The organism is Rhizobium sp. J15 (genome assembly GCF_002531825.1).
Taxonomy (GTDB): Bacteria; Pseudomonadota; Alphaproteobacteria; order Rhizobiales; family Rhizobiaceae; genus Rhizobium.
In genome coordinates, this window is record NZ_NWSX01000047.1 from 1 (window position 1) to 21650 (window position 21650).

At 63.5% G+C, this 21650-nt stretch carries 27 protein-coding genes; 19 read left to right on the forward strand and 8 right to left on the reverse strand.

The annotated features are described in order from the left end of the window. Positions 1–233 precede the first annotated feature (233 nt). From cobA to CO670_RS26875, 6 genes are all read left to right on the forward strand, one after another. Entirely contained in the window at positions 234–1073 is an 840-nt protein-coding gene (gene cobA, locus CO670_RS26850; RefSeq protein ID WP_097593020.1) for a uroporphyrinogen-III C-methyltransferase, read from the forward strand. Beyond that, positions 1070–2377: a cobyrinate a,c-diamide synthase gene (locus tag CO670_RS26855; RefSeq protein ID WP_097593021.1), complete on the forward strand. Its 1308-nt coding sequence runs from the start codon at positions 1070–1072 to the stop codon at positions 2375–2377. Before cobA ends, CO670_RS26855 begins: the two co-directional genes overlap by 4 nt. Continuing rightward, positions 2374–3417 (forward strand): threonine-phosphate decarboxylase CobD, encoded by a 1044-nt coding sequence (cobD, locus tag CO670_RS26860; RefSeq protein ID WP_097593022.1) that lies wholly within the window; start codon positions 2374–2376, stop codon positions 3415–3417. The genes CO670_RS26855 and cobD overlap by 4 nt, the downstream gene beginning before the upstream one ends. Beyond that, positions 3414–4394, forward strand: coding sequence for an adenosylcobinamide-phosphate synthase CbiB (gene cbiB, locus CO670_RS26865; protein WP_097593023.1), 981 nt, complete (start codon positions 3414–3416; stop codon positions 4392–4394). The genes cobD and cbiB overlap by 4 nt, the downstream gene beginning before the upstream one ends. 88 nt (positions 4395–4482) lie before the next feature. Next, positions 4483–4683, forward strand: coding sequence for a hypothetical protein (locus tag CO670_RS26870; protein ID WP_097593024.1), 201 nt, complete (start codon positions 4483–4485; stop codon positions 4681–4683). Between the two features lie 149 nt (positions 4684–4832). Then, the gene (locus tag CO670_RS26875) at positions 4833–5261 is read left to right on the forward strand and encodes a L,D-transpeptidase (RefSeq protein WP_097593025.1); all 429 of its coding nucleotides are present in this window, start codon (positions 4833–4835) and stop codon (positions 5259–5261) included. Here CO670_RS26875 and CO670_RS26880 read toward each other — a convergent pair. Next, entirely contained in the window at positions 5251–5970 is a 720-nt protein-coding gene (locus CO670_RS26880; protein ID WP_097593026.1) for a Crp/Fnr family transcriptional regulator, read from the reverse strand. The two genes, CO670_RS26875 and CO670_RS26880, sit on opposite strands and share 11 nt — an antisense overlap. Before the next feature lie 105 nt (positions 5971–6075). Between CO670_RS26880 and CO670_RS26885 the strand changes: the two genes are divergently transcribed. The 8 genes from CO670_RS26885 to CO670_RS26920 all read left to right on the forward strand — a co-directional run bounded on the left by CO670_RS26885 (position 6076) and on the right by CO670_RS26920 (position 12684). Next, positions 6076–6291 (forward strand): hypothetical protein, encoded by a 216-nt coding sequence (locus CO670_RS26885; protein ID WP_097593027.1) that lies wholly within the window; start codon positions 6076–6078, stop codon positions 6289–6291. A 52-nt stretch (positions 6292–6343) separates the two neighbouring features. Further along, entirely contained in the window at positions 6344–6622 is a 279-nt protein-coding gene (locus tag CO670_RS26890; protein WP_003540486.1) for an acyl carrier protein, read from the forward strand. A 179-nt stretch (positions 6623–6801) separates the two neighbouring features. After that, entirely contained in the window at positions 6802–7284 is a 483-nt protein-coding gene (locus CO670_RS26895; protein ID WP_004678659.1) for a 3-hydroxyacyl-ACP dehydratase FabZ family protein, read from the forward strand. Beyond that, positions 7281–8486: a beta-ketoacyl-ACP synthase gene (locus CO670_RS26900; RefSeq protein WP_097593028.1), complete on the forward strand. Its 1206-nt coding sequence runs from the start codon at positions 7281–7283 to the stop codon at positions 8484–8486. Before CO670_RS26895 ends, CO670_RS26900 begins: the two co-directional genes overlap by 4 nt. 10 nt (positions 8487–8496) lie before the next feature. Further along, positions 8497–9783, forward strand: coding sequence for a beta-ketoacyl-ACP synthase (locus tag CO670_RS26905; protein ID WP_088687586.1), 1287 nt, complete (start codon positions 8497–8499; stop codon positions 9781–9783). Between the two features lie 56 nt (positions 9784–9839). Continuing rightward, positions 9840–10868: a zinc-binding dehydrogenase gene (locus tag CO670_RS26910; RefSeq protein WP_004669770.1), complete on the forward strand. Its 1029-nt coding sequence runs from the start codon at positions 9840–9842 to the stop codon at positions 10866–10868. 6 nt (positions 10869–10874) lie between these two features. After that, positions 10875–11810, forward strand: a complete 936-nt coding sequence (locus CO670_RS26915) for a lipid A biosynthesis lauroyl acyltransferase (protein WP_097593029.1) — start codon at positions 10875–10877, stop codon at positions 11808–11810. Between the two features lie 181 nt (positions 11811–11991). After that, positions 11992–12684, forward strand: coding sequence for a PAS domain-containing protein (locus CO670_RS26920; protein WP_097593030.1), 693 nt, complete (start codon positions 11992–11994; stop codon positions 12682–12684). A gap of 5 nt (positions 12685–12689) precedes the next feature. On the opposite strand, the gene CO670_RS26925 is transcribed toward CO670_RS26920, so the two are convergent. From CO670_RS26925 to CO670_RS26935, 3 genes are all read right to left on the reverse strand, one after another. Further along, positions 12690–13049, reverse strand: coding sequence for a VOC family protein (locus CO670_RS26925; RefSeq protein WP_097593031.1), 360 nt, complete (start codon positions 13047–13049; stop codon positions 12690–12692). Next, on the reverse strand, positions 13050–13448 hold the full coding sequence (locus tag CO670_RS26930; RefSeq protein WP_097593032.1) for a polyketide cyclase: 399 nt from the start codon (positions 13446–13448) through the stop codon (positions 13050–13052). A gap of 69 nt (positions 13449–13517) precedes the next feature. Further along, a complete protein-coding gene (locus CO670_RS26935) occupies positions 13518–14303 on the reverse strand; it encodes a helix-turn-helix domain-containing protein (protein ID WP_097593060.1) in 786 nt (261 codons plus the stop codon). 214 nt (positions 14304–14517) lie between these two features. Here CO670_RS26935 and gndA point away from each other — a divergent pair, with 214 nt between their 5' ends. The 5 genes from gndA to CO670_RS26960 all read left to right on the forward strand — a co-directional run bounded on the left by gndA (position 14518) and on the right by CO670_RS26960 (position 18319). Then, complete coding sequence (gndA, locus tag CO670_RS26940; RefSeq protein WP_176539032.1) at positions 14518–15969, forward strand: NADP-dependent phosphogluconate dehydrogenase; 1452 nt, start codon at positions 14518–14520, stop codon at positions 15967–15969. 161 nt (positions 15970–16130) lie between these two features. Continuing rightward, on the forward strand, positions 16131–16409 hold the full coding sequence (locus tag CO670_RS26945) for a type II toxin-antitoxin system ParD family antitoxin (RefSeq protein WP_097593034.1): 279 nt from the start codon (positions 16131–16133) through the stop codon (positions 16407–16409). 171 nt (positions 16410–16580) lie between these two features. Then, a complete protein-coding gene (locus CO670_RS26950; protein ID WP_097593061.1) occupies positions 16581–17075 on the forward strand; it encodes an N-acetyltransferase in 495 nt (164 codons plus the stop codon). A gap of 22 nt (positions 17076–17097) precedes the next feature. After that, complete coding sequence (locus tag CO670_RS26955) at positions 17098–17607, forward strand: GNAT family N-acetyltransferase (protein WP_097593035.1); 510 nt, start codon at positions 17098–17100, stop codon at positions 17605–17607. 94 nt (positions 17608–17701) lie between these two features. Beyond that, positions 17702–18319 (forward strand): class I SAM-dependent methyltransferase, encoded by a 618-nt coding sequence (locus CO670_RS26960; RefSeq protein ID WP_097593036.1) that lies wholly within the window; start codon positions 17702–17704, stop codon positions 18317–18319. Positions 18320–18504: 185 nt separating this feature from the next. Here the strand turns inward: CO670_RS26960 and CO670_RS26965 are convergent, their stop codons facing one another. The 4 genes from CO670_RS26965 to CO670_RS26980 all read right to left on the reverse strand — a co-directional run bounded on the left by CO670_RS26965 (position 18505) and on the right by CO670_RS26980 (position 21648). Continuing rightward, a complete protein-coding gene (locus CO670_RS26965; protein WP_097593037.1) occupies positions 18505–19038 on the reverse strand; it encodes an AAA family ATPase in 534 nt (177 codons plus the stop codon). 3 nt (positions 19039–19041) lie between these two features. After that, positions 19042–20118, reverse strand: coding sequence for a D-alanine--D-alanine ligase family protein (locus tag CO670_RS26970; RefSeq protein WP_097593038.1), 1077 nt, complete (start codon positions 20116–20118; stop codon positions 19042–19044). Between the two features lie 32 nt (positions 20119–20150). Next, the gene (locus CO670_RS26975) at positions 20151–20765 is read right to left on the reverse strand and encodes a hypothetical protein (protein ID WP_097593039.1); all 615 of its coding nucleotides are present in this window, start codon (positions 20763–20765) and stop codon (positions 20151–20153) included. A 184-nt stretch (positions 20766–20949) separates the two neighbouring features. Further along, on the reverse strand, positions 20950–21648 hold the full coding sequence (locus CO670_RS26980) for a class I SAM-dependent methyltransferase (RefSeq protein WP_097593040.1): 699 nt from the start codon (positions 21646–21648) through the stop codon (positions 20950–20952). Positions 21649–21650: the final 2 nt, after the last annotated feature.

Consider the following 21650-nt stretch of genomic DNA (forward strand, 5'->3'; position numbering starts at 1 on the left):
GCACAAGGCCGAGGATGACGTCGAGGAAAAGGCGAGGCTTGTGAACAAGCTGTGGCCGACTGCAATACGATCGGTCCTTTCTGAAATATTACTATATATTCATAACCTTGCCCGGCTTTCCCGAGATTTCGAATCCGCCTCCTCGCAAAGTGAGTCACCGCCGTCTCAGCAACTTCAAGTGAGGTGGTGCAGGCGGCGTTGACCTTGCTCCTCGCTGGGCCTAGATCAACAAAATGTCGATTAATCCACTTTCACATTTGCCGGCGCTGGAGCCGGGCAGCGTCTGGCTCGTCGGGGCCGGTCCCGGCGATCCCGGGCTGCTGACGCTGCTTGCCGCCAAGGGATTGGCGGAGGCGGATGTGGTCGTGCACGACGCGCTCGTCAACGAGGACTGTCTGAGGCTCGCACAGCCAGGCGCGGAACTGGAATATGCCGGCAAACGCGGCGGCAAGCCCTCCGCCAAGCAGCGGGATATTTCCCTCCGGCTGGTGGAGCTGGCGCGCGCCGGCAAGCGGGTGCTGCGGCTGAAGGGCGGCGATCCCTTCGTTTTCGGGCGGGGCGGCGAAGAGGCGCTGACGCTGGTCGAGCACAATATTCCCTTCCGCATCGTGCCAGGCATTACCGCCGGCATCGGCGGGCTTGCCTATGCCGGCATTCCGGTCACGCATCGCGAGATCAACCATGCCGTGACCTTTCTCACCGGTCATGATTCCTCCGGCATCGTGCCCGATGCGATCAATTGGGAGGCGATCGGCAAGGGGTCGCCCGTCATCGTCATGTACATGGCGATGAAGCATATCGCCCAGATCAGCGCCAATCTGATGGCGTCGGGCCGCCCGGCATCCGAGCCGGTCGCGTTCGTCTGCAATGCGGCGACCGGCGCGCAGCAGGTGCTGGAGACGACGCTCGGCGAAGCGACCGATGCCGCCGCCGCCTCCGGGATCGAGCCGCCGGCGATCGTCGTGGTCGGCGAGGTGGTGCGGCTCAGGGCCTCGCTCGACTGGCTCGGCGCCCTTGCGGGCAGGCGGCTGCAGCCCGATCCTTTCGGCCGGTCCGGCAAGGTGCTGATATGAGCGGCCTCCTGATCGCAGCTCCTTCCTCCGGCGCCGGCAAGACGACGGTGACGCTCGGGCTGCTGAGGGCGCTTCGCCGGCGCGGCGTGGCGATTGCACCCGGCAAGGCCGGCCCTGATTATATTGATCCCGCCTTTCACGCCGCGGCAAGCGGCACGCCCTGCCTGAATTTCGACCCCTGGGCGATGCGCCCGGAGCTGATCTCGGCCAATGCCGCGCTGCATCGCTCCGGCGACCGCATTCTGGTCGTCGAGGCGATGATGGGACTGTTCGACGGGGCCGCCGACGGAAAGGGGACGGCGGCCGATCTTGCCGCTCAGCTCGGCCTTTCCGTCGTGCTGGTGGTCGATGCCTCGCGCATGTCGCAGTCGGTCGCGCCGCTGGTCTCAGGCTTTGCCGGCTTCCGCGCCGATGTCCGCGTCGCAGGCGTCATTCTCAACAAGGTCGGCAGCGACCGGCACGAGGCAATGCTGCGCCAGGCGCTGGAAGCGATCCGCATGCCTGTTGTCGCCGTGATCGGCAACGACAAGACGCTTGCCCTGCCGGAGCGCCATCTCGGGCTCGTCCAGGCCGGGGAGCATGCGACGCTCGAGAATTTCATCGACCATGCGGCGGATGCCGTCTCGGAAGAATGCAATTTCGAGTTCCTGCTGCGCATCGCAAGGCAGGGGCTCAACCGGCCGTCGCCCGCCAATATCGACCGGCTGCCGCCGCTGGGCGCCCGCGTTGCGGTTGCGCGCGACATCGCCTTTGCCTTTTCCTATGAGCATATGCTGCTCGGTTGGCGGCGGCGGGGTGCTGCGATCTCCTTCTTCTCGCCGCTCGCCGACGAGAGGCCCGCTGCCGACGCCGATGCGATCTATCTGCCGGGCGGTTATCCCGAGCTGCATGCCGGACAGCTGGCCGGAGCGAAGAATTTTCGCGCCGGGCTTCTGGATGCGGCGGCGCGCGGCATCAGGATCTACGGCGAGTGCGGCGGCTACATGGTGCTCGGCGAAGGGCTGATCGATGCGCAAGGCGAGCGCCACGAAATGCTCGGCCTGCTGCCTGTCGTCACCAGCTATGCCACGCGAAAGCGCCATCTCGGCTATCGCCACGTCACGCCGCTCGATGGCACCATCTTCCAGCGGCCGATGACGGCCCATGAATTCCACTATTCCACCGTGGTCTCCGAAGCCGAGGGCGAGCGGCTGTTTCAGGTGCGGGATGCGCTGGGCGCCGATCTCGGCACGGCCGGGCTGCGGCGCGGGCAGGTGGCGGGTTCCTACATGCATCTGATCGATCTTGCGAGAGCCGCCGCGTGAGCGCGCCGATCGCCCATGGCGGCGGCATCACCGCCGCTGCCGCTGCCTTCGGCGGAGCGCCGGAGGATTGGCTCGACCTTTCCACCGGCATCAATCCGTGTCCCGTCGCTCTGCCTGAGATCCCGGCAAGGGTGTGGCACCGGCTGCCGGACAGGCATGTTTTCGACGACGCAAGGCGGGCGGCGCGCGATTACTACGGCAGCCGCGAAATCCTGCCGCTGCCGGTGCCGGGCACGCAATCGGTGATCCAGCTTCTGCCGCGGCTGTTGGTGACGGATGGCAGGGTCGCGGTGACGGACGACAAGGTCGCCGTGACGGACGACAGGGTCGCCGTGGTGGCGCCTACCTACGGGGAATATGCACGCGCCTTCGCCTCGGCCGGTCTCGCCGTCGATGCGGTTGGCGATATCGCCGCGATCGGCGAGGAACACAGGCTTGCCGTCGTCATCAATCCCAACAACCCGGACGGGCGGGCGTGGCCGGCTGAAAGGCTGATCGCGCTGCATGACCGGATGAAATCGCAAAACGGCTTGCTTGTCGTCGACGAAGCCTTTGGCGATGCCGATCCGGCGCTCAGCCTCGCGCCCCATGCGCAAGAGCTTTCCCAACTGGTGATCTTCCGTTCCTTCGGCAAGTTCTTCGGGCTTGCCGGCCTGCGGCTCGGTTTCGTGATTGCGCGCGACGATATTCTTCAGCGTTTCGAGGAGTGGCTCGGGCCCTGGGCGGTTTCCGGTCCGGCGCTGTCGCTGGCCGCATCGCTGCTGCGCCAGGATGTTTCCGCCATTCGCGGCCGCATCGAGGAGCGCAGCGCCGGCCTGCACGCGGTGCTGGCCGCAGCGGGCCTGCGGGCCGCAGGGGGAGCGGCGCTCTTTACGCTGATTGCCGATCCCAGGGCCGGCGAGATTTACACGCATCTCTGCCGCCATCATATTCTGGTCCGCAAATTCGATTATGCGCCGGACTGGCTGCGTTTCGGGCTGACGCCCGATCCGGCGGCCGACAGGCGGCTTGGTGAAGCCCTTCAGAGTTTTGAGCGATGACGATCGACGAAAACCTTCTCGTGCTGCTCCTGGCATTGCTGCTTGACCGGATCCTTGGCGATCCGCAATGGCTGTGGTCGCGCCTGCCGCATCCGGTCGTGCTGTTCGGCGAGGCGATCTCCTTTGCCGACCGGCAGCTGAACAGTGTGAGCCTGACGGGCTCGCAGCGGCGGATGAACGGCGTGGCGGCCATCGTGGCGCTGCTTCTGGTGGCCCTTATCGCCGGTTTCGCCTTCGACCGGTTCTTCGCGCTTTTCGGCCTTGCCGGCATCCTGCTCGAAACCGGGCTGGTCGCGATCTTCCTGGCGCAGAAGAGCCTTGCAGACCACGTCTCGGCGGTCGCGGCCGCGCTTCGTCACGAAGGGATCGCCGGCGGGCGGGCGGCGGTTTCGCGCATCGTCGGGCGCGATCCAGAGACGTTGGACGAGCCCGCCGTCTGCCGGGCAGCAATCGAAAGCCTTGCGGAAAATTTCTCCGACGGCGTCGTGGCGCCGGCGCTCTGGTATGCCGTCTTCGGCCTGCCGGGGCTGCTGGCCTACAAGATGCTGAACACGGCGGATTCGATGATCGGCCACAAGTCGGAAAAATACATCGATTTCGGCTGGGCGGCCGCCCGGCTCGACGATTTCGCCAATTGGCCGGCCGCCCGGTTCTCCATCCTGCTGATCGCCGCCGGCGCCTGGCTGCGGCGCGGCACCAGCGCCTGCCGCGAGGCCATCCGCGTGGCGGTACGCGACGGCGGCCTGCATCGCTCGCCGAATTCCGGCCGCCCGGAAGCGGCCATGGCCGGCGCACTGAACGTCCAGCTCGCCGGCCCCCGCATCTATGGCGGCGTGATCGTGACCGAGCCGATGATCAACAATGCCGGCCGCGACGTCGCGACATTGCGTGACATCGAGGACGGCGTATCGGTGTTTCATGCGAGCTGCATGGTGCTTGCGGGTGTGACCTTCGGGTTGTTTCTGTGTTTTCTGTAGGGCGTGCGGTTGGGGCACCCCAGTGGACACATCAGCCTCAAAGGTTTATGCGAAGCGCCTCATATCTCCATCTGACCGGAAAAGAGCGATGACAGTCCAGGTTGAATTACCGTGCCCGAAGTGCAAGAGCACCAAGATGAAGTTCGAGCGGCCCGAGATCCGCGAGACCGATATCATCACCTGTGCCGCCTGCGGACATAAGCTCGGCACGATGGCTTCGATCCGCGAGCGTATGAACAAGGCCTATCAGCAGATGAAGCGGCCTTCGGCGGCGCCGAAGCTTCAGTGAGCGGGTGCCGCTGTCCGGCGGCGCTCTATTGCTGCTACGCCCGTTAGAATTGTGATTACCATTCGGGTTAAAGCAATTTAGAAAGTATCGGCGTAGTCTCTTCCTCGTGAGGGCGCAATTAAACTGCGCGGGTGCGAAGAGGGGCTATCATGAAGACGATTTTGGCGGCCGCGGCCGCAAGTTTATTGCTGCAATTTTTCCCCGTTGCTGCCGAGGCGGCAAATCTGGTTGCCAATATCAGCATCGGCAAGCAGACGATGACCGTCACCGAGAACGGCTTCGTCAAATATCGCTGGAAGGTTTCGACCGCGCGCCGCGGCTATGTCACGCCGACCGGCTCATGGAGAGCCAAGTGGCTGTCGCGCGATCACCGTTCGCGCAAATACGACAATGCGCCGATGCCCTATGCCGTGTTCTTCAACGGCGGTTATGCCGTTCACGCGACCTTCGACCTGAAGCGGCTGGGCACGCCGGCTTCGCATGGCTGTGTGCGCCTGCATCCCGACAATGCGGCGCAGTTCTTCTCGCTGGCGCGCCAGGCCGGGCTTGCCAATACGCGCGTGGTGATCACGAGGTAATCCGCTCCAGCTCATCCATATCGGGCACGACGATATGCCTCGAGTTCTCGATCAGGATGACGCCGCGCTTGCGCAATCTGGTCATTTGGCGGCTGACGGTTTCGATCGTCAGCCCCAGGAAATCGCCGATCTCGGCGCGTGACAGCGGCAGATCGAAGGCGGTGCTTGTCGCCGTCTGCGGTTCGGCATGGGTGGCGATGAGATGGAGCAGGCTTGCAACCTTCTCTTCCGCCGTGCGCCGGCCAAGCGTCAGCATCCACTCGCGCGCGGCATCCAGCTCCTTCAGCGCCTGATCGTGCAGGCTGCGCTGCAGCTCCGGCGTCTCCGCTATCATGCGGTCGAGCAGGCTGCGGGGGAAGACGCAGATCTCGGCGTCAGTCGCGGCCTCGGCCGACAGCGTGCTCTCGCGCACGAAGGGCCTACCGACGAAATCGGGCGCGAATTGCAGGCCGACGATCTGCTGGCGCCCGTCCGGCATCACCTTGCAGAGCTTCACCACGCCGCGCATGATGTTCGAATAGAAAGACGTTTCCGCCCCTTGAGCGATGATTTCCGTGCCGGCGCCGACCTTGCGGCGCAGCGAGTGGCGGTTGAGCTCTTTCAGCTGGCCGTTGGACAAGGCGCCGCAGACGACGCCGTGCCGGGCCTGGCAGGAGCGGCAGGCGGCGGGCGTGCCCGCCTCGAAAACCTGACTGCTTGCAATGTCCATGTCCCGATCCCTTCAAAAACCCGGCACGCCAGAAAAAGCCGGACATGCGATCCCTGGTCCTCCCGCCCGGCTTGATGATTATCAAATGGCCGGGATCGCTGTTTGATGCAGATCAAACTCGGTGCCGATGTTGCGGGGTTTTGTCCGGCACCCGGCGGGCTTGATTCGGACGGGCTCTTCGGGCTGGCTGCGGCACGGCGCTTCGTCCGCTGCGGCCCGATGCCTTTGCCGGTGTCGGGAAAGGCCGGCATTCCATTGCTGTTTAGGCAACACCTCGTTGGCAAATTGCCGCAACGCCTGGACGAAAGCATTGGCTTTTGAAATGGATTTGCCTATGAGGGGGTTTAAATCGTCATTTCATGAGGTACAGCGCGTGACCGCTACATTCGATAAAGTTGCCGACATTATTGCAGAAACCAGCGAGATCGATCGCGCCACGATCACGCCGGAGAGCCATACGATCGACGACCTCGGTATCGACAGCCTCGATTTCCTCGACATCGTCTTTGCGATCGACAAGGAATTCGGCATCAAGATCCCGCTCGAAAAGTGGACGCAGGAAGTCAACGAAGGCAAGGTTTCCACCGAAGAATATTTCGTGCTGAAGAACCTCTGTGCCAAGATCGACGAGCTCAAAGCAGCCAAGGCCTGAGCACATACCGGTCTTTTTTGAACGCCCTGCCGCCCTGAATATGGCGGCCGGGCGGTTTCGTTCCTAGATCAGTTCAGATTCGCACTTCCGGACGGAAAACCGCTTCGCACTTTTCCTGGAATTGCTCTAAGTAGGCGTCACCGGCGGGCGGATTTTGCCCGTTGGGCCGGAGGATCCGAATGCTGCTGGAATATTTCCAGATGATTGACCGCGTCGAAGCGGTGGACCTGAAGAAGGGCACGCTTGCGGCGCGATCCGTCGTGCCGGCCAAGAGCCCCGTTTTCGAAGGCCATTTTCCCGGCATGCCGCTGGTTCCCGGCGTGCTTCTGATCGAGACCATGGCGCAGGCCTCCGGCATGCTGGTGCTTGCCGCCACCGATTTCGCCGCCATGCCCTTCCTGATGTCGGTCGACGGCGCCAAGATGCGCACTTTCGTCGAGCCGGAAGCCGTGCTCGACATCGAGGCGGTGCTGGAGCATGACGGTTCGGGTTTCGCGGTCACCAAGGCCAAGATCACCAGCGGCGGCAAGAAGGTCTGCGATGCGCAGCTGAAACTGCGCACCATGCCCTTCAGCGAGGTTCCGCTCGGCGATATCGTGAAAAAACGCGCCGGCGAGGTCGGGCTTCTCGACGCGATCGCAGCGCAGGGAGTGATTGGATGAGCAAGGCTGCAAACGACGTCGTCATTTCGGGCGTCGGCATCGTTACCTGTCAGGGCGTCGGCAAGGACGCGCATATCGCGCTGCTTTCGGCCGAAAGCGCGCCGAAGGCGATCGTCGAAACCGAGAAATTCAAACCCTACCCGGTGCATCCGCTGCCGGAGATCGACTGGTCGCAGCAGATCGCCAAGCGCGGCGACCAGCGCCAGATGGAAAACTGGCAACGTATCGGCGTCTTCGCTGCTGGGCTCGCGCTCGACGATGCCGGCTTCAAGGACAATATCGAGGCTTGCGGCACGATGGACATGATCGTGGCGGCGGGCGGCGGCGAGCGCGACATCAACGTCGATACGCTGATCGTCGACGAGGGCCTCAAGCGCAACGACCGCGAGCTGCTGCTGAATGAGAAGCTGACGACGGAGCTGAGGCCGACGCTGTTCCTGGCGCAGCTTTCCAACCTGCTTGCCGGCAACATCTCCATCGTCCACAAGGTCACCGGCTCCTCGCGCACTTTCATGGGCGAGGAAGCCTCGGGCGTTTCCGCCGTCGAGACGGCTTTCTGGCGCATCCGCTCCGGCGAATCCACCCATGCGCTCGTCGGCGGCGCCTTTGCCGCCGAACGCCCCGACATGATCCTGCTCACCGAAGCGATCGGCGCCCATACGCGCGACGAATGGGCGCCGCTCTGGTCGCGCTCTGGCCTCGAGGGCGGCGGCATGATCACCGGTTCGGCCGGCGCCTTCCTGGTGCTGGAATCGCGCAAGCATGCGGAAGATCGCGGCGCGCATATCTACGCGACGATCAGCGCCGTCGAAGGCGACCGCGGCAATCGCGCTGCGGGCAATTTCGAACTGCGCATGGAGCGGCTCTTGAAGCCTGCGGCCGAGCTGCCGCCCGAGAGCACAGCGATCTTCTCCGGCTCGACCGGCATGCATGAGATCGCCGCCCGCGAAAAGGCGGTGCTGGAGCATCAGCTTCCCGGCGCTGCGATCCGCGGCTTCGGCGGCGTTTCCGGTCACACGATCGAGGCGCAGTTCCCGCTGGGGCTGGCGCTTGCCGCCCTTGCCATCGACGCCGAGGCCAAGGTTCCGCCCTTCGACGCCGCTCATGAAGCGCCGATGAAGGCGGGCACGAAGGCCGCCGTCGTAACGACAGTCGGACACCAGCGCGGCGAGGGCGTCGCCGTTGTTTCCGCAGAGGCGTGAGAAGAGAGATATGACAGATTCCGCTTACAAGGATCATCTCGGCCGGCCGATCGTCGCGGTCACCGGCATGGGCATCATCACCTCGCTCGGCCAGGGCCTGAAGGACAACTGGGCGGCGCTTTCTTCCGGCACCTCGGGTATCCACGCGATCAACCGCTTCCCGACCGAAGGCCTGTCGACCCGGATCGCCGGGACCGTCGATTTCATCGACATTCCCGTGCCGAACGCCGTCGAGCGCTCCTATGCCTTTGCGCGCGAGACGACCATCGAGGCGCTGGCCGATGCCGGAATTTCAGGCGATTTCAACGGCCCGCTGTTCCTTGCCGCGCCGCCGATCGAGCCCGAATGGAGCGCCCGTTTCGAACTTGCCGACCGTTCGCCGGCTGCCGACCATCCGGGTGACGCCTATGAGCGCTTCCTGACGGCGCTACGCCAGCGGCCGGACCCGGCCTTCCATGAAGCGGCCCTGTTCGGCGCGATTTCCGAGCGTCTTGCCGACCGGTTCGGCACGCGCGGCCTGCCCGTGACCTTGTCGACGGCCTGCGCCTCCGGCGTGACCGCGATCCAGCTCGGCATCGAGGCGATCCGTCAGGGCCGTACCGACCGCGCATTGACGGTTGCAACGGATGGGTCGCTGAGCGCTGAAGCGCTGATCCGCTTCTCGCTGCTGTCGGCCCTTTCGACGCAGAACGATCCGCCGACCAAGGCTTCCAAGCCGTTCAGCAAGGATCGCGACGGCTTCGTCATCGCCGAAGGCGCAGCCACGCTGGTGCTGGAATCGCTGGAATCGGCGGTCGCTCGCGGCGCCAAGGTGCTCGGTATCATGAAGGGCGCCGGCGACAAGGCCGACAGCTTCCACCGCACCCGGTCCTCGCCGGACGGCGGCCCGGCGATCGCGACGATCCGCGCGGCGCTTGCCGATGCCGGGATCGACGAGAGCGGAATCGGCTATATCAACGCGCACGGCACCTCGACGCCAGAGAACGACAAGATGGAATACGGCTCGATGTCTGCCGTCTTCGGCGAGAAGCTGGTCGGCATTCCGGTGTCGTCCAACAAGTCGATGATCGGCCATACGCTGACGGCGGCCGGCGCGGTCGAAGCGGTGTTCTCGCTGCAGACGATGCTGACGGGCACGCTGCCGCCGACGATCAACTACAACAATCCCGATCCGTCGATCGTGCTCGATGTCGTGCCGAACAAGAAGCGGGAAGCCCAGGTTTCGGCCGTTCTTTCCAACTCCTTCGGCTTCGGCGGGCAGAATGCCAGCCTTGTCATGGCGCTCGAACCGGCTTAAGCGGTTCCGACACATTTTTAAGACGAGACGACGCCTTCGGGGCGAGGGATTTTGCCATGCGCGCTTTGCAACTGATCGACGACCGTAAGCTTGAGATCACCGACCTGCCGGAACCGGACGCGCCCGCCGCCGGCGAGGTGACGCTGCGCGTCAAGGCGGTGGCGCTCAACCATATCGACGTCTGGGGTTGGCGCGGCATGGCCTTCGCCAAGCGCAAGATGCCGCTCGTCATCGGCGCGGAAGCCTCCGGCGTCGTTGAAGCGATCGGGCCGGGTGTCGCCAATGTGCTGCCGGGGCAGCTGGTGTCGATCTACGGCGCGCGCACCTGCGGTCTCTGCCGCCCGTGCCGCGAAGGCCGCGACAATCTCTGCGAACATGTTTCCGGCGTGCACGGCTTCCATCTCGATGGTTTTGCGCAGGAGAAGGTCAACCTGCCGGCGCGTCTGCTCGTCCCGGCTCCTCCCGGCGTCGACGCCATTGGTGCGGCGCTTGCGCCCGTCACCTTCGGCACGGTCGAGCATATGCTGTTCGACAACGCCAAGCTCGAGCCGGGCGAGACGATCCTCGTCCATGCCGGCGGCTCCGGCATCGGCACGGCGGCGATCCAGCTTGCCAAGAAGATCGGCTGCACCGTCATCACCACCGTCGGCTCCGACGACAAGATCGAAAAGGCCAAGGCGCTCGGCGCCGATCACGTCATCAACTACCGCACCGACCGCTTCGAAGGCGTGGTGCGCAAGCTCACCAAGAAGAAGGGCGTCGACGTCGTCTTCGAACATGTGGGCAAGGATACCTGGGCGGGTTCGATGCTCTGCATGAAGCGCGGCGGTCGCCTCGTCACTTGCGGCTCGACCTCGGGCGTTTCCACCGAGATGAACCTGATGATGCTGTTCCAGCAGCAATTGAAGCTGCTCGGCTCCTTCGGCTGCCGCATGGAAAACATGGCGGATGCGATGCAGAAGATGGGTCGCGGGCTCGTGCATCCCGTCATCGATACCGAAGTCGGCTTCGACGATATCGACCGGGCGCTGGAGCGGATGGAATCGCGCCAGATCTTCGGCAAGATCATCCTGAAGATGGATTGACCTGACGTGAAGCTGATCATCACGCGGATCGTCCTGGCGCTCAGGAATTTCCAGCAATGGCTGGTGGCGCAGGCGATGTTCGGCTTCCTGAACCTGCTAAAGCTGTTTCCGGCCGATGGCGCGATCCGTTTTGCCGACAGGGTGATGCGCCGGCTCGGCCGGCAGACCCGCCGCCACAGGCTGATGCTGACCAATCTGCGCAACGCCTTTCCCGAAAAGAGCGAGGCCGAGATCGAGGAGATCGCGCTCGCCAGCTGGGGCAATATGGGAAGGCTTGCGGCCGAATATGTCTTCCTCGATCAACTGTTCGACTATGATCCCGAAAAATCGGAGCCGGGCAGGGTGGAAGTGTCGGGCATCCCGATCTTCCTCGACCTGCGCGACAATCCGCGCCCCTTCATCGTCTTCACCGGCCACACCGCCAATTTCGAGCTGCTGCCGGTGGCGGGTGCGGCCTTCGGGCTGACCGTGACGGTGCTCTTCCGGCCGCCGAACAACCCCTATGTCGCCAAGAAGGTGTTCGATTTCCGCAGCGCCCGCATGGGCAAGCTGGTGCCGTCGCATGCCGGCTCCTCCTTCGCGCTCGCGCGTCAGCTGGAAGCGGGCCAGGGGGTGGGCGTGCTCGTCGACCAGAAATTCGGCAAAGGGCTGAAAGGCACCTTCTTCGGGCGCGAGGTGAAGACCAATCCGCTGCTGCCGAAGCTGGTGCGCCAGTTCGATTGCGAGGTCTATCCGGCGCGCTGCATCCGCCTGCCGGGGAATCGCTACCGGCTGGAAATCGAGCCGAGGCTGGAGATGCCGCGCGACGAGAGAGGCAATCTCGACCTGCCGGCGGCCGCACAACTGCTCAACGACAAGGTGGAAAGCTGGGTGCGGGAATATCCCGAACAGTGGCTCTGGTATCACGACCGCTGGCAGATCAAGAAGACGCTCGCGAATTGATAAGCGCACCCTGAATTATCAGCGGTGAAAAGCGGCAGGTGCTCTCGGATTGAAACCGAGTACACTTCATGTTACCCGTCACCACTAATACGCGAATAAAATCAACCGTAAGGCGCATTTTGGGAAAATGCAGCCATCTCTATTCTGGACACGCCACTTGGGACAATGGGAGTGAGGCGTCTTGCTGGAGCTTTTTCGAGCCTTTTCCTTGCGTTGCACGCAAATAGAGGAAGCGATACGCCTGGGCGACGACCAGCGCGTCATGTCGCTCGACCGGCATGTCGAGCCGCTGGTCGAGGCGATCCTGGCATGCCGGGCGACGAATCTGCTCGAAGTCTATATGCAGCTGCAATTCGTCAGCCATCTCATCGCGCGGGACGCCGACGACAGCGCCAGCGTCAGCGAACACACGGCGGTGCTTTCCTACCTGCTTGACTGCTATTTCGGCACGCATGCGCCGGATTGGCGGGCGCCATCGCCGCAGGATGTGCGCATCGAGCCGCCGGCAGCCTATATACCCGACACCGATAACGGCCAGTTCCTCAATGCGGCGATCCTCGAAAGCCTGCCGGATCGGGTGGCGGTGCTGACCAGGGACTACCGTTACCTCTATTCCAATGCGGCCAACAGCGCGCATCTCGACAGGAAGCCGATGGAGCTCATCGGCAGCCATATTTCCGAATTCATCGGCGAGGAACGCTTTGCCGAATGCGCCAGGCACAAGCTGGATGCCTGCTTTGCCGGCGAGCAGATCGACTACACCTATGAGCGGGCGACCGGCGACGGCGCATCGCGGCAGGTCCGCTGCCGCATGTCGCCGCTGCGCGATGCGGGCGGCACGGTGATCGGCGCTCTGATCGTGATGGATCAGTAACCCGATCAGGCAGTCGCCCAGACGGCGAGCTCGTAGCCGTCGCGGTCGAGGAAATGGAAGCGGCGGCCGCCGGGAAAATCGGTGATCGGCCGGCAGATCGTGCCGCCGGCCCTTTCGACCGAGGTCAGCACCTCTTCCAGATCCGTGGCGTAGACGACGACCAGCGGGCCGCCCGGCCGCACGGGGCCGAAATCGGTAAAGCCGCCCTTCAGCCGTCCGTCGTCGAATTCGCAGTAGTTCGGGCCGTAATCGGTGAAGCGCCAGCCGAAGGCGGAGCCGTAAAAGGCTTTGGCGGCGGCGATGTCGGCGACGTTGAATTCGACGTAATCGATGCGGCGGTCATTGTGTTCTGATTTGTCGGCCATCTATCTCTCCATCAGGGCTTTCAGCATGACGAGATCCTTCTCTATGTGAGCCGCATCGGCGGCAAACTGCGCATCGGTCATGCCGGGAAGGCGCAGCAGCGTGAACATGACCTCGCAGCCATCGCCGTTCGGCACGATGCGCAGGGCATTATAAACCCTGAGTCCGGATTCGATCGTCACCGTATGGTCGATCACGCCGAATTCATTGGCCGGAACGAAGCTCACCTTGATGGTGCCGAGAGGGCCTTGGGCGATCCAGTCGGCGCCGTCGACCTCCAGGCCGCTCGCAAGGCCGGAGGCCCAGAGCGGCATGTTCTCCGGCTTGCCGGCGAAGTCGTAGACGTCACGCCAGTCGCGCTCGATCGATCGGTGGATGATTCTTGCGGGCATCGTCGACATGATGTGCAGGTCCTTGATATTGGTCTCGCGAAAATAACAGGCCGGCCCGAGGCGTCTTGAACAAAACGGTCAGCCGGGCTTTTTCCGCATGCCAAGCTGGTCGAGGATGACGGCGGGGGTCAGCGTCGAGAATTCGCCGACCTCGCGCGTCATGTGGGCCTGGTCGGCAAAACCCGCTTCGAGCGCAAGCCGGGCAAGCGGCATCGCACTTTGCCTGCGGCAGAGATCTAGAAAACGCTGGAAGCGGCGGATGCGTTCCAGGGTTTTGGCGCCATAGCCGAAATGATGGTGGCAGCGGCGGCGAAGCTGCCTTTCGCTCATCCCGAGCCGGCCCAACAGACCGGAGGCCGGATGGCCGCTTTCGGCAGCGGCAAAGATCACGGCCGCATCCCGGGGCGGTTCCTCCTCATCGCGCGTGGCCTCTTCAAGCAGGCGGCCAAACAGCGCTCCTGCGACGGCGGGATCGGAACAATCCCGGAGCCGCGCCTCGTATTCGCTCGTGTGCTTGCGGCCGATCTCGGCAAGCGGCACGGAAAGGCCGACCAGCGCCGAAAGCGGCGTCTTCAGCCAGGATGCCGCAGCGCCCGGCGCAAAACGCGCGCCGATGACGGTGGAACCCGGCCGAATGAGGGGAAAGGCGGCCGTCCTGTCTGGGCCGGCGACGGCCAGCCGTCCGTCGATCCAGAGAAGATCGCAATAACCGTCCGGTACGATCGCCACCGTTGCGGGCGGCCCGTCATCAAGCCTATGCGACCAGAGGCGGCTGAAATGGCGCCGCAGGGCGGGCGCCGGCGCATATTCGCGGTAGCGGCCGGCGCGGGCCGCAAGCAGCCCATGTCTTCTCGTGTTTTCGATACCAAGCGATATCTCCCGGGGTCGCGCATGATACCATGAGATAGGGCCTTGCGGGCAGGCCACGAGAAAAATTGCGGTTTGCGGATCAGGCTGAAAAAGGGCAGGTTGTCGGACAAGTCTGGAAATCAAAGCCGTATTTCATGGGCTTTGCGAACCGATTAGACCCTTGGCAGACTTGCCGTTTGGTGAAGACAGTGCCACAACACCGGTCCAAATGACACATCGGAGGTTTGTCGTGGAAAAGGCAGAAATCGGACTGATCGGCCTTGCGGTCATGGGCTCCAACCTGGCGCTCAACATCGCGGAGAAAGGCAACAAAATTGCGGTCTTCAACCGCACGCCGGAAAAAACCGACGAATTCTACGAAAGCGCCGGCGATCTGAAGAAGCAGATCATTCCCTGCAAGACCATCGAGGAGTTCGTCGATGCGATCCGGCCGCCGCGTCCGATCATCATCATGATCAAGGCCGGCGAGGCCGTCGACCAACAGATGGAAGCGCTGCGCCCGCACCTGTCCAAGGGCGACATCATGATCGACGCCGGCAACGCCAATTTCCGCGACACCGTCGCCCGCTTCGACCGCCTGAAGAACACCGATCTCACCTTCATCGGCATGGGTGTTTCCGGCGGTGAGGAAGGCGCGCGCCATGGCCCTTCGATCATGGTCGGCGGCACTGAGGAATCCTGGAAGCGCGTCGAGAAGGTGCTGACCTCGATCGCCGCCCGCTACAATGACGAGCCCTGCGTCGCCTGGCTCGGCAATGACGGCGCCGGCCACTTCGTCAAGACCATTCATAACGGCATCGAATATGCCGACATGCAGATGATCGCCGAAATCTACGGCATCCTGCGCGACGGCCTCGGCAAGAGCGCCTCCGAAATCTCCGGCATCTTCGGCGAATGGAACAAGGGCCGGCTGAACTCCTACCTGATCGAAATTTCCGAAAAGGTGCTGGCGGCGACGGACCCGGTTTCCGGCGGCCCGATGGTCGACATGATCCTCGACAAGGCCGGCCAGAAGGGCACCGGCAAATGGTCGGCGATCGAGGCGCAGAACATGGGCATTCCGGCCACGGCGATCGAAGCCGCGGTCGCTGCCCGCAGCATCTCCTCGATGAAGTCCGAGCGCGAAGCCGCCGAAAAGATCTTCGGCAATCTCGGCAGCGCCTTTTCGACCGCCTACGGCCCCGAGTTCAACAAGGATCTGGAACTGGCGCTGTTTGCCGGCAAGATCGGCGCCTATGCGCAGGGCTTCGCGGTGATGGCGGAGGCGTCCAGGGAATTCAACTGGTCGCTGCCGATGCCTGTTATCGCCAAGATCTGGCGCGCCGGCTGCATCATCCGCTCGCAGTTCCTCGACGAGATCACCAAGGCCTTCACCGATGCGCCCGATGCGGCGAACCTCATCGTTACGCCGGCCTTCTCTTCCATGGTCAAGGAATCGATTCCGGCGCTGCGCCGCGTCGTGACCGCCGCGCTCGCCGCCGGCCTGCCGGTGCCGGCGCTGACCTCGGCGCTCACCTATTTCGACGCCTACCGCCAGGGCAGGGGAACGGCCAACCTCATCCAGGCACAGCGCGACTTCTTCGGTGCCCACGGTTTCGACCGCCTGGATGGCAAGGATTTCCACCACGGCCCCTGGGGCAGCGGCGCGGCGACCTTCTAAGGTTTGCGCAGAAGAGATCGAGGAAGCCCGGCCATCGCGCCGGGCTTTTTTGTCGGGTGCGTGCTCTTCCTTGCGTGCAAACGACCAGCGCGTAAGCAGGGAAAAGTGTAGGATTTAAATCATGCTCTACGCGATGATAGGGAGAAACGAGAGGTAGTTCCATGCGGACAACTCAATCCTTAAGCATCACCTTGCCGATCGAGATGGCGGAGATGGTCAAAGCCAAAGTTGCCTCAGGCGAATACGCCACCGAGAGCGAAGTCATCCGCGACGGGCTGCCTACGCTTGCCGCACGCGATGCGGCGGTGGAACGTTGGCTTCGCGAAGAGGTCGCGCCCGTTTACGATGAGATCAAGGCGCATCCGGAGAGGACGGTATCCCTTGAAGACGCCTTCGAGGGTTTCAACAAGCGTATTAAATCGATCGCCAAAACCAGATAATGAAATACGGCGTTCGTCTGAGCATTGCCTTCACTGTTAAAGAGGAAACGGTTTATATCCTCAGGGTCATGTCTGGCGGGCAGGAGCTGCGCCTTTACGACGAGTGATCCCATCGGCGCCATAGAGGCGTCTGTGGACGGGAATATCTCGTGCACCTGAGGAATGACGGAGATGCTAGTCCGATATGAGACGCCGGCGGATATCGATGCGATCCATGAGCTGACGTCGATCGCCTTTGCGCCCATGCCCTATAGCGAGGGTACGGAGGCTGAAATCATCCGGAGGCTTCGCGCGAGCGGCGATCTGGTGATCTCGCTGGTCGCCGAAGAGGAAGGCGAGATATTGGGGCATGTCGCGTTTTCGCCGGTGGCGATCGATGGCGCGCATGGCGGCTGGTTCGGGCTGGGTCCGATATCGGTCAAGCCGGAGAGACAGCGGCAGGGCATCGGCAAGGCGCTGATTGCAAAGGGGCTCGCATTGCTGGAGGAGATGGGCGCCAGCGGATGCGCGCTGATCGGCAATCCCGATGTCTATCGCGGCGCGGGTTTCAGCAGCGACGGGAAACTCGGCTATCACGATCTCGATACGCGGCTCGTGCAGCGCATCGTCCTTCGCGGGCCGGCGCCGAGCGGCACGCTTCGGTTCGCTCCGGCGTTCGGAAGCTAATATTCTGCAGAAAGGCGATGACATGTCCGAAACGGGCGCGATCACTCTCCGAACTGAGCGCCTTAGGCTCCGTATGCCCGAGATCGATGACTTCGCCGCCTATGCGCGGCTGATGGCTTCGCCGCGATCCACAGGAATGGGCGGCCCGTTCGATCTCAGGGCGGCGTGGGGGATGTTCTGCCACGACGTGGCGCTCTGGCGGCTTTTCGGGCATGGGGCTTTGATGATCGAGCTTGCCGAGAGCGGCGAATGCGTCGGCCAGGTGGGGATCAATCACGGGCCGCTCTTTCCCGAGAAGGAACTCGGGTGGTTCGTCTATGAGGGCCATGAGGGCCGGGGCTATGCGACCGAGGCGGCCCTGGCGCTGCGGGACTGGGCTTTTTCGACGCTCAAGCTGTCATCGCTCGTCAGCTATATCGCTCCCGGCAATGCCGCATCCGTTGCCGTTGCGGAACGGCTGGGAGCGCGCCTCGATGCGACGGCGCCTCGAACCGATCCTGCCGATCTCGTCTATCGGCACCTCGTCTCCTGAGATTATGGTCGCAGCTAAAAGACGGTTGACGGACGTCTCAATCCTTACATCTTGATGGGTCAGGATCGGGCTCTGCAAGAGAATGGGGTGCCGGATGACGGACGCGAAACGGGAACATTGGGACGAGGTCTATCGCACGAAAGCTGCCGACAGCGTCAGCTGGTATCAGCCGACGCCGGAGCCTTCCCTGCGGGCGCTTGACGAGCTGCAACTGCCGGCCACGGCGGCACTGATCGATGTCGGCGGCGGCGCGTCGAGCCTTGTCGATCGTCTGATCGAGCGCGGCTGGTCCGACCTTTCGGTTCTCGATATCGCCGAACCGGCGCTCGAGGTCGCCAAGGCGCGGCTGCGGGGCGAGGCGGCTCGTGTCGAATGGGTGGTGGCCGATGTCACCATATGGCGACCGGCGCGCCATTACGACGTGTGGCACGACCGCGCCGTCTTTCATTTCCTCACCGAGCCGGAGCAGCGGCTGGGCTATCGCAACGCCCTTGAAGCCGGCACGGCACCGGGCAGCGTCGTGATCATCGCGACCTTCGCGCCGGACGGGCCGGAGCGCTGCAGCGGTCTGCCCGTCCAGCGCTACGATGCGGCGGCGCTTGCGGCGGAATTCTCATCCGCATTCGTCCTGGAGCGTGAGTGGCGGGAGGAGCATACGACGCCTGCCGGAGGCCGGCAGTCCTTTCAGTGGTGTGTTTTGCGCAGGCGCTGAGTGTGTTTGCGCAAGCGACCCGAGGGGTGCTGGCGCTTGGTTGATGAAGTTCGTTTTCTATTGGTCGTCATCCTCGACCTTGTGTTGAGGATCTACTGCCCTATCGACCGGGCAGATGCTCGCGACAGGCCCAAGCATGACGAAGGAGAAGCGTTTCTCACGCGTTCGAAGCGGCCGAGAGGCGGCTATTTCGCCGTCAGGCGGTCAAGGATGAAATTGACGCGGTCGGCAACACCGATTTTCGGCAGGATAACGACCTCGTAGCCGAGCGCCGGATAGGTCGCGGCGAGCCGGTCGTATTCGGCGACAGCCTCATCGAAACCGTGGCGACGTTCGGGATCGGACGTGTAGATCTCGGGCCATGGCGGCGTCAGGAAGACGGTTTGGTGATAGCGGTGGGCGGTGCTCAATTTTTGGAGCACCGGTTCGCCGGTCAGATGCTGGAGCGCCGAGGCGGCATCGATCAGGCCGCGGTCGAAAAACGTCCAGCCGGCCTGTCCCTTCGCCGCCGCGTGGTCGGCCGTCGACATCTCGATTGCGCGCCGCGCGAAGGCAATCGCGTCGATCCAGGGCAGGGCCGTTCCATTGCTCGCGAGCTCCTGCTTGACGATCCTCCGGCCGGGCTCCTCGACGATCGCGTGACCGCGGCGGCCGAGCTCCGCAAGCAGCGTCGATTTTCCGCCGCCGGAACATCCTGAGATCAGGACCAATCCGTTCATGATCTAGCCGGCCCGGCGGGAGCGCGCCATGCCGTGCTCCACCAGCCGGTCGATGACCTCGGCATAGCTGACGCCGCTTGCCGCCATCGCCTTGGAATACATGCTGATATCGGTGAAGCCGGGAATGGTGTTGAGCTCATTGATGACGAAACGCATGTCGGAGGTCAGGAAAAAGTCGACGCGGGCCATGCCGTCGCAGCCGACGGCCCGGAAGGCCCTGGCGGCCATATCGCGCATAGCGGCCTCGATTTCCGGCGGCAACTCGGCCGGCACTTTCAGCGCCGCACCGTTCTCATCGATATATTTGGCGTCGTAATTGTAGAAGCCGTGGCTTTCCGCCGGCACGATCTCGCCCGGCCGGGAGACGAAGAGTTCTCCCGCCGTATCCTCCAGCACGCTGAATTCGATCTCGCGGCCGGCGATGAATTCCTCGGCAAGCAGCGTGCGGTCATGGCGGAAGCCTCCAGCAAGGGCTGCGGCAAATTCCTGGCTGGCATGGACCTTGGAGACGCCGACGGACGATCCTTGCCGCGCCGGCTTGATGAAGAGGGGCAGGCCGAGCTCGCTTTCTAGCCTATCCAGCGAAGGGGCTGAACCCTCATGGATCGTCACGGCGCGCGCCACAGGCAGGTCCGCTGCCCTGAGCAGGCGCTTGGCGATATCCTTGTCGAGGGCTGCGGCGGAGCCGAGAATGCCGCAGCCGACGAGCGGCACGCGCGCCACCTCAGCTGCGCCCTGGACCGATCCGTCTTCGCCATGCGGGCCGTGCAGCACCGGAAACAGGATGTCGATCCCCGGCAGTGCATGCGGCGCGCCATGGGCAGTGATCGCCAGCATCCGGCCTCGGCCGCCCGGCACCAGGCAGATCTCCGTGCCCGAGGAAGGCGTGGCCAGCGCGCCGTTCCCGAAGCTGCTCAGCAGCCATTGTCCCTCTCGGGTGACAAAGACCGGGATTGCGTCGTATTTCGCAGGGTCGAGCGCGCCCATGACATTGGTCGCCGAAAGGATGGAAACCTCATGCTCGGCCGAGCGGCCGCCAAAGAGTACGGCGATGCGCAGCCGGTTTACGGAAGGGGCCATGAAAATCTCCTGATGATCTGGGGTGAGTGGGATCAGCCGTCGACCGATATGCCGCGATTGGCGAAGAAGCGGTCGAAGGCGGCAAGCGGCAGCGTGACATCCGCCTGGCTTGCCGTGTCATGGCCGGACGGATTGTGGAAGCGGATCGTCTGCGGCGAGGCCGCTGTCACCAGCACCAGATGCCCGCCCTTTGCCGGCGGCTCGCGCTCCGGCCAGCGAATCCCGGGATGCACCGAGGCGATGAAGAAGCGCCGCTTCGACAGGATGTCGGGGAGGGCCGTTGCCTGAACACCGGTCATCGTCTCGGCGCCGAGCGCGAAGCGGTCGCTGACGAAGCGGACGAAAGGCGCATAGATCAGCCCCTTGATCGAGGCGTCGACGTCGTTAACGACGTAACCGCCATATGCGGTGCAGGCGCGGGCAAGCTCCAGCGTCGGATGGATCTCGCCGCGCGCAGCAAGGATCATCTTCAGGCAGGCCATGCCGCAGACATTGACGGCCCAGCGCACATATTCCTCGATCGTCGCGGCTCCCGAATGACGCCAGAGCGGATCGCCGAGCAGGGCCTGCGCGCCTTCGGCAACCACCGGCAGCGTCATATCAGGCGTTTCCCACTGACTGAAATACGGCACGCCGCTCTGCTGCATATGATCGAGATCCCCCGTGGCTCCTCTGCGGGATGGCCGGCAATCAAGGCTTTTTCGAGCCGTTGCGACGTTTTCCGAAGGCGGGAGGAAGATCTGGCATCGTGGTAATTTGGCCGCGAGGGCACCTTCGCCATCGGCAACGGAGTGGGCGGTCGGATATTCTGCCGAGAGATGAACGCGCCGCTCAGTGTGAATTCTTCGCGATGATCACAAATTCCGTTTTCCGTCCTCCTCGCTTGTGGCCGGAGATGAGCCGGATAACGAACCCAGTCGACTCGTATAGCCAGTAGAGCGGCGGCATTCGCTTCCGCAGCGCATCGACATGGGTTGAAATATACTCGCCGACGAAGACGACCTCCATGCCGAGCTGCCGCAAGGTGGCGGCGATTTCCGAGTGGGAGGCATCGACGGAATGTTCGACCGGGAAGGGAGCATAGCCCGGCTTGCCGGCGTTCGGCTGCTTCAGGACGAGACGATAGAACATGATGTGCACCCAGCGGGGCGTCATGGTGGTGACCATGCCCTTGATCGAGGTCGAGATCGGCCCCTTGACCACGACCACGCCTCCCGGAGAGAGCGTATTGGCGGCCTTCGAGAGCGCTGATTTCGGGCTTTCGACATGCTCCAGAACATCCCAGAAGACGCAGGCGTCGAAGACGCGCCCGCCGTAATCGACGGTCTGGGCGTCGCCCAAGATCTTCTCGCTTGCATATCTGTTTTTGTCGAGCTGCTCCTTGGAAATATCCAGAGCAGTATATTCGGCGCCCTCGACATAGACGTAAGTCCTGCTGCCTCCGCCGACCTCAAGAATTTTCGGATGCGGCTTGGTTAAAAGAGCCGGACCGGCATGGGCTAAAACATCATTCTCCCAAGGTGACGGCATGT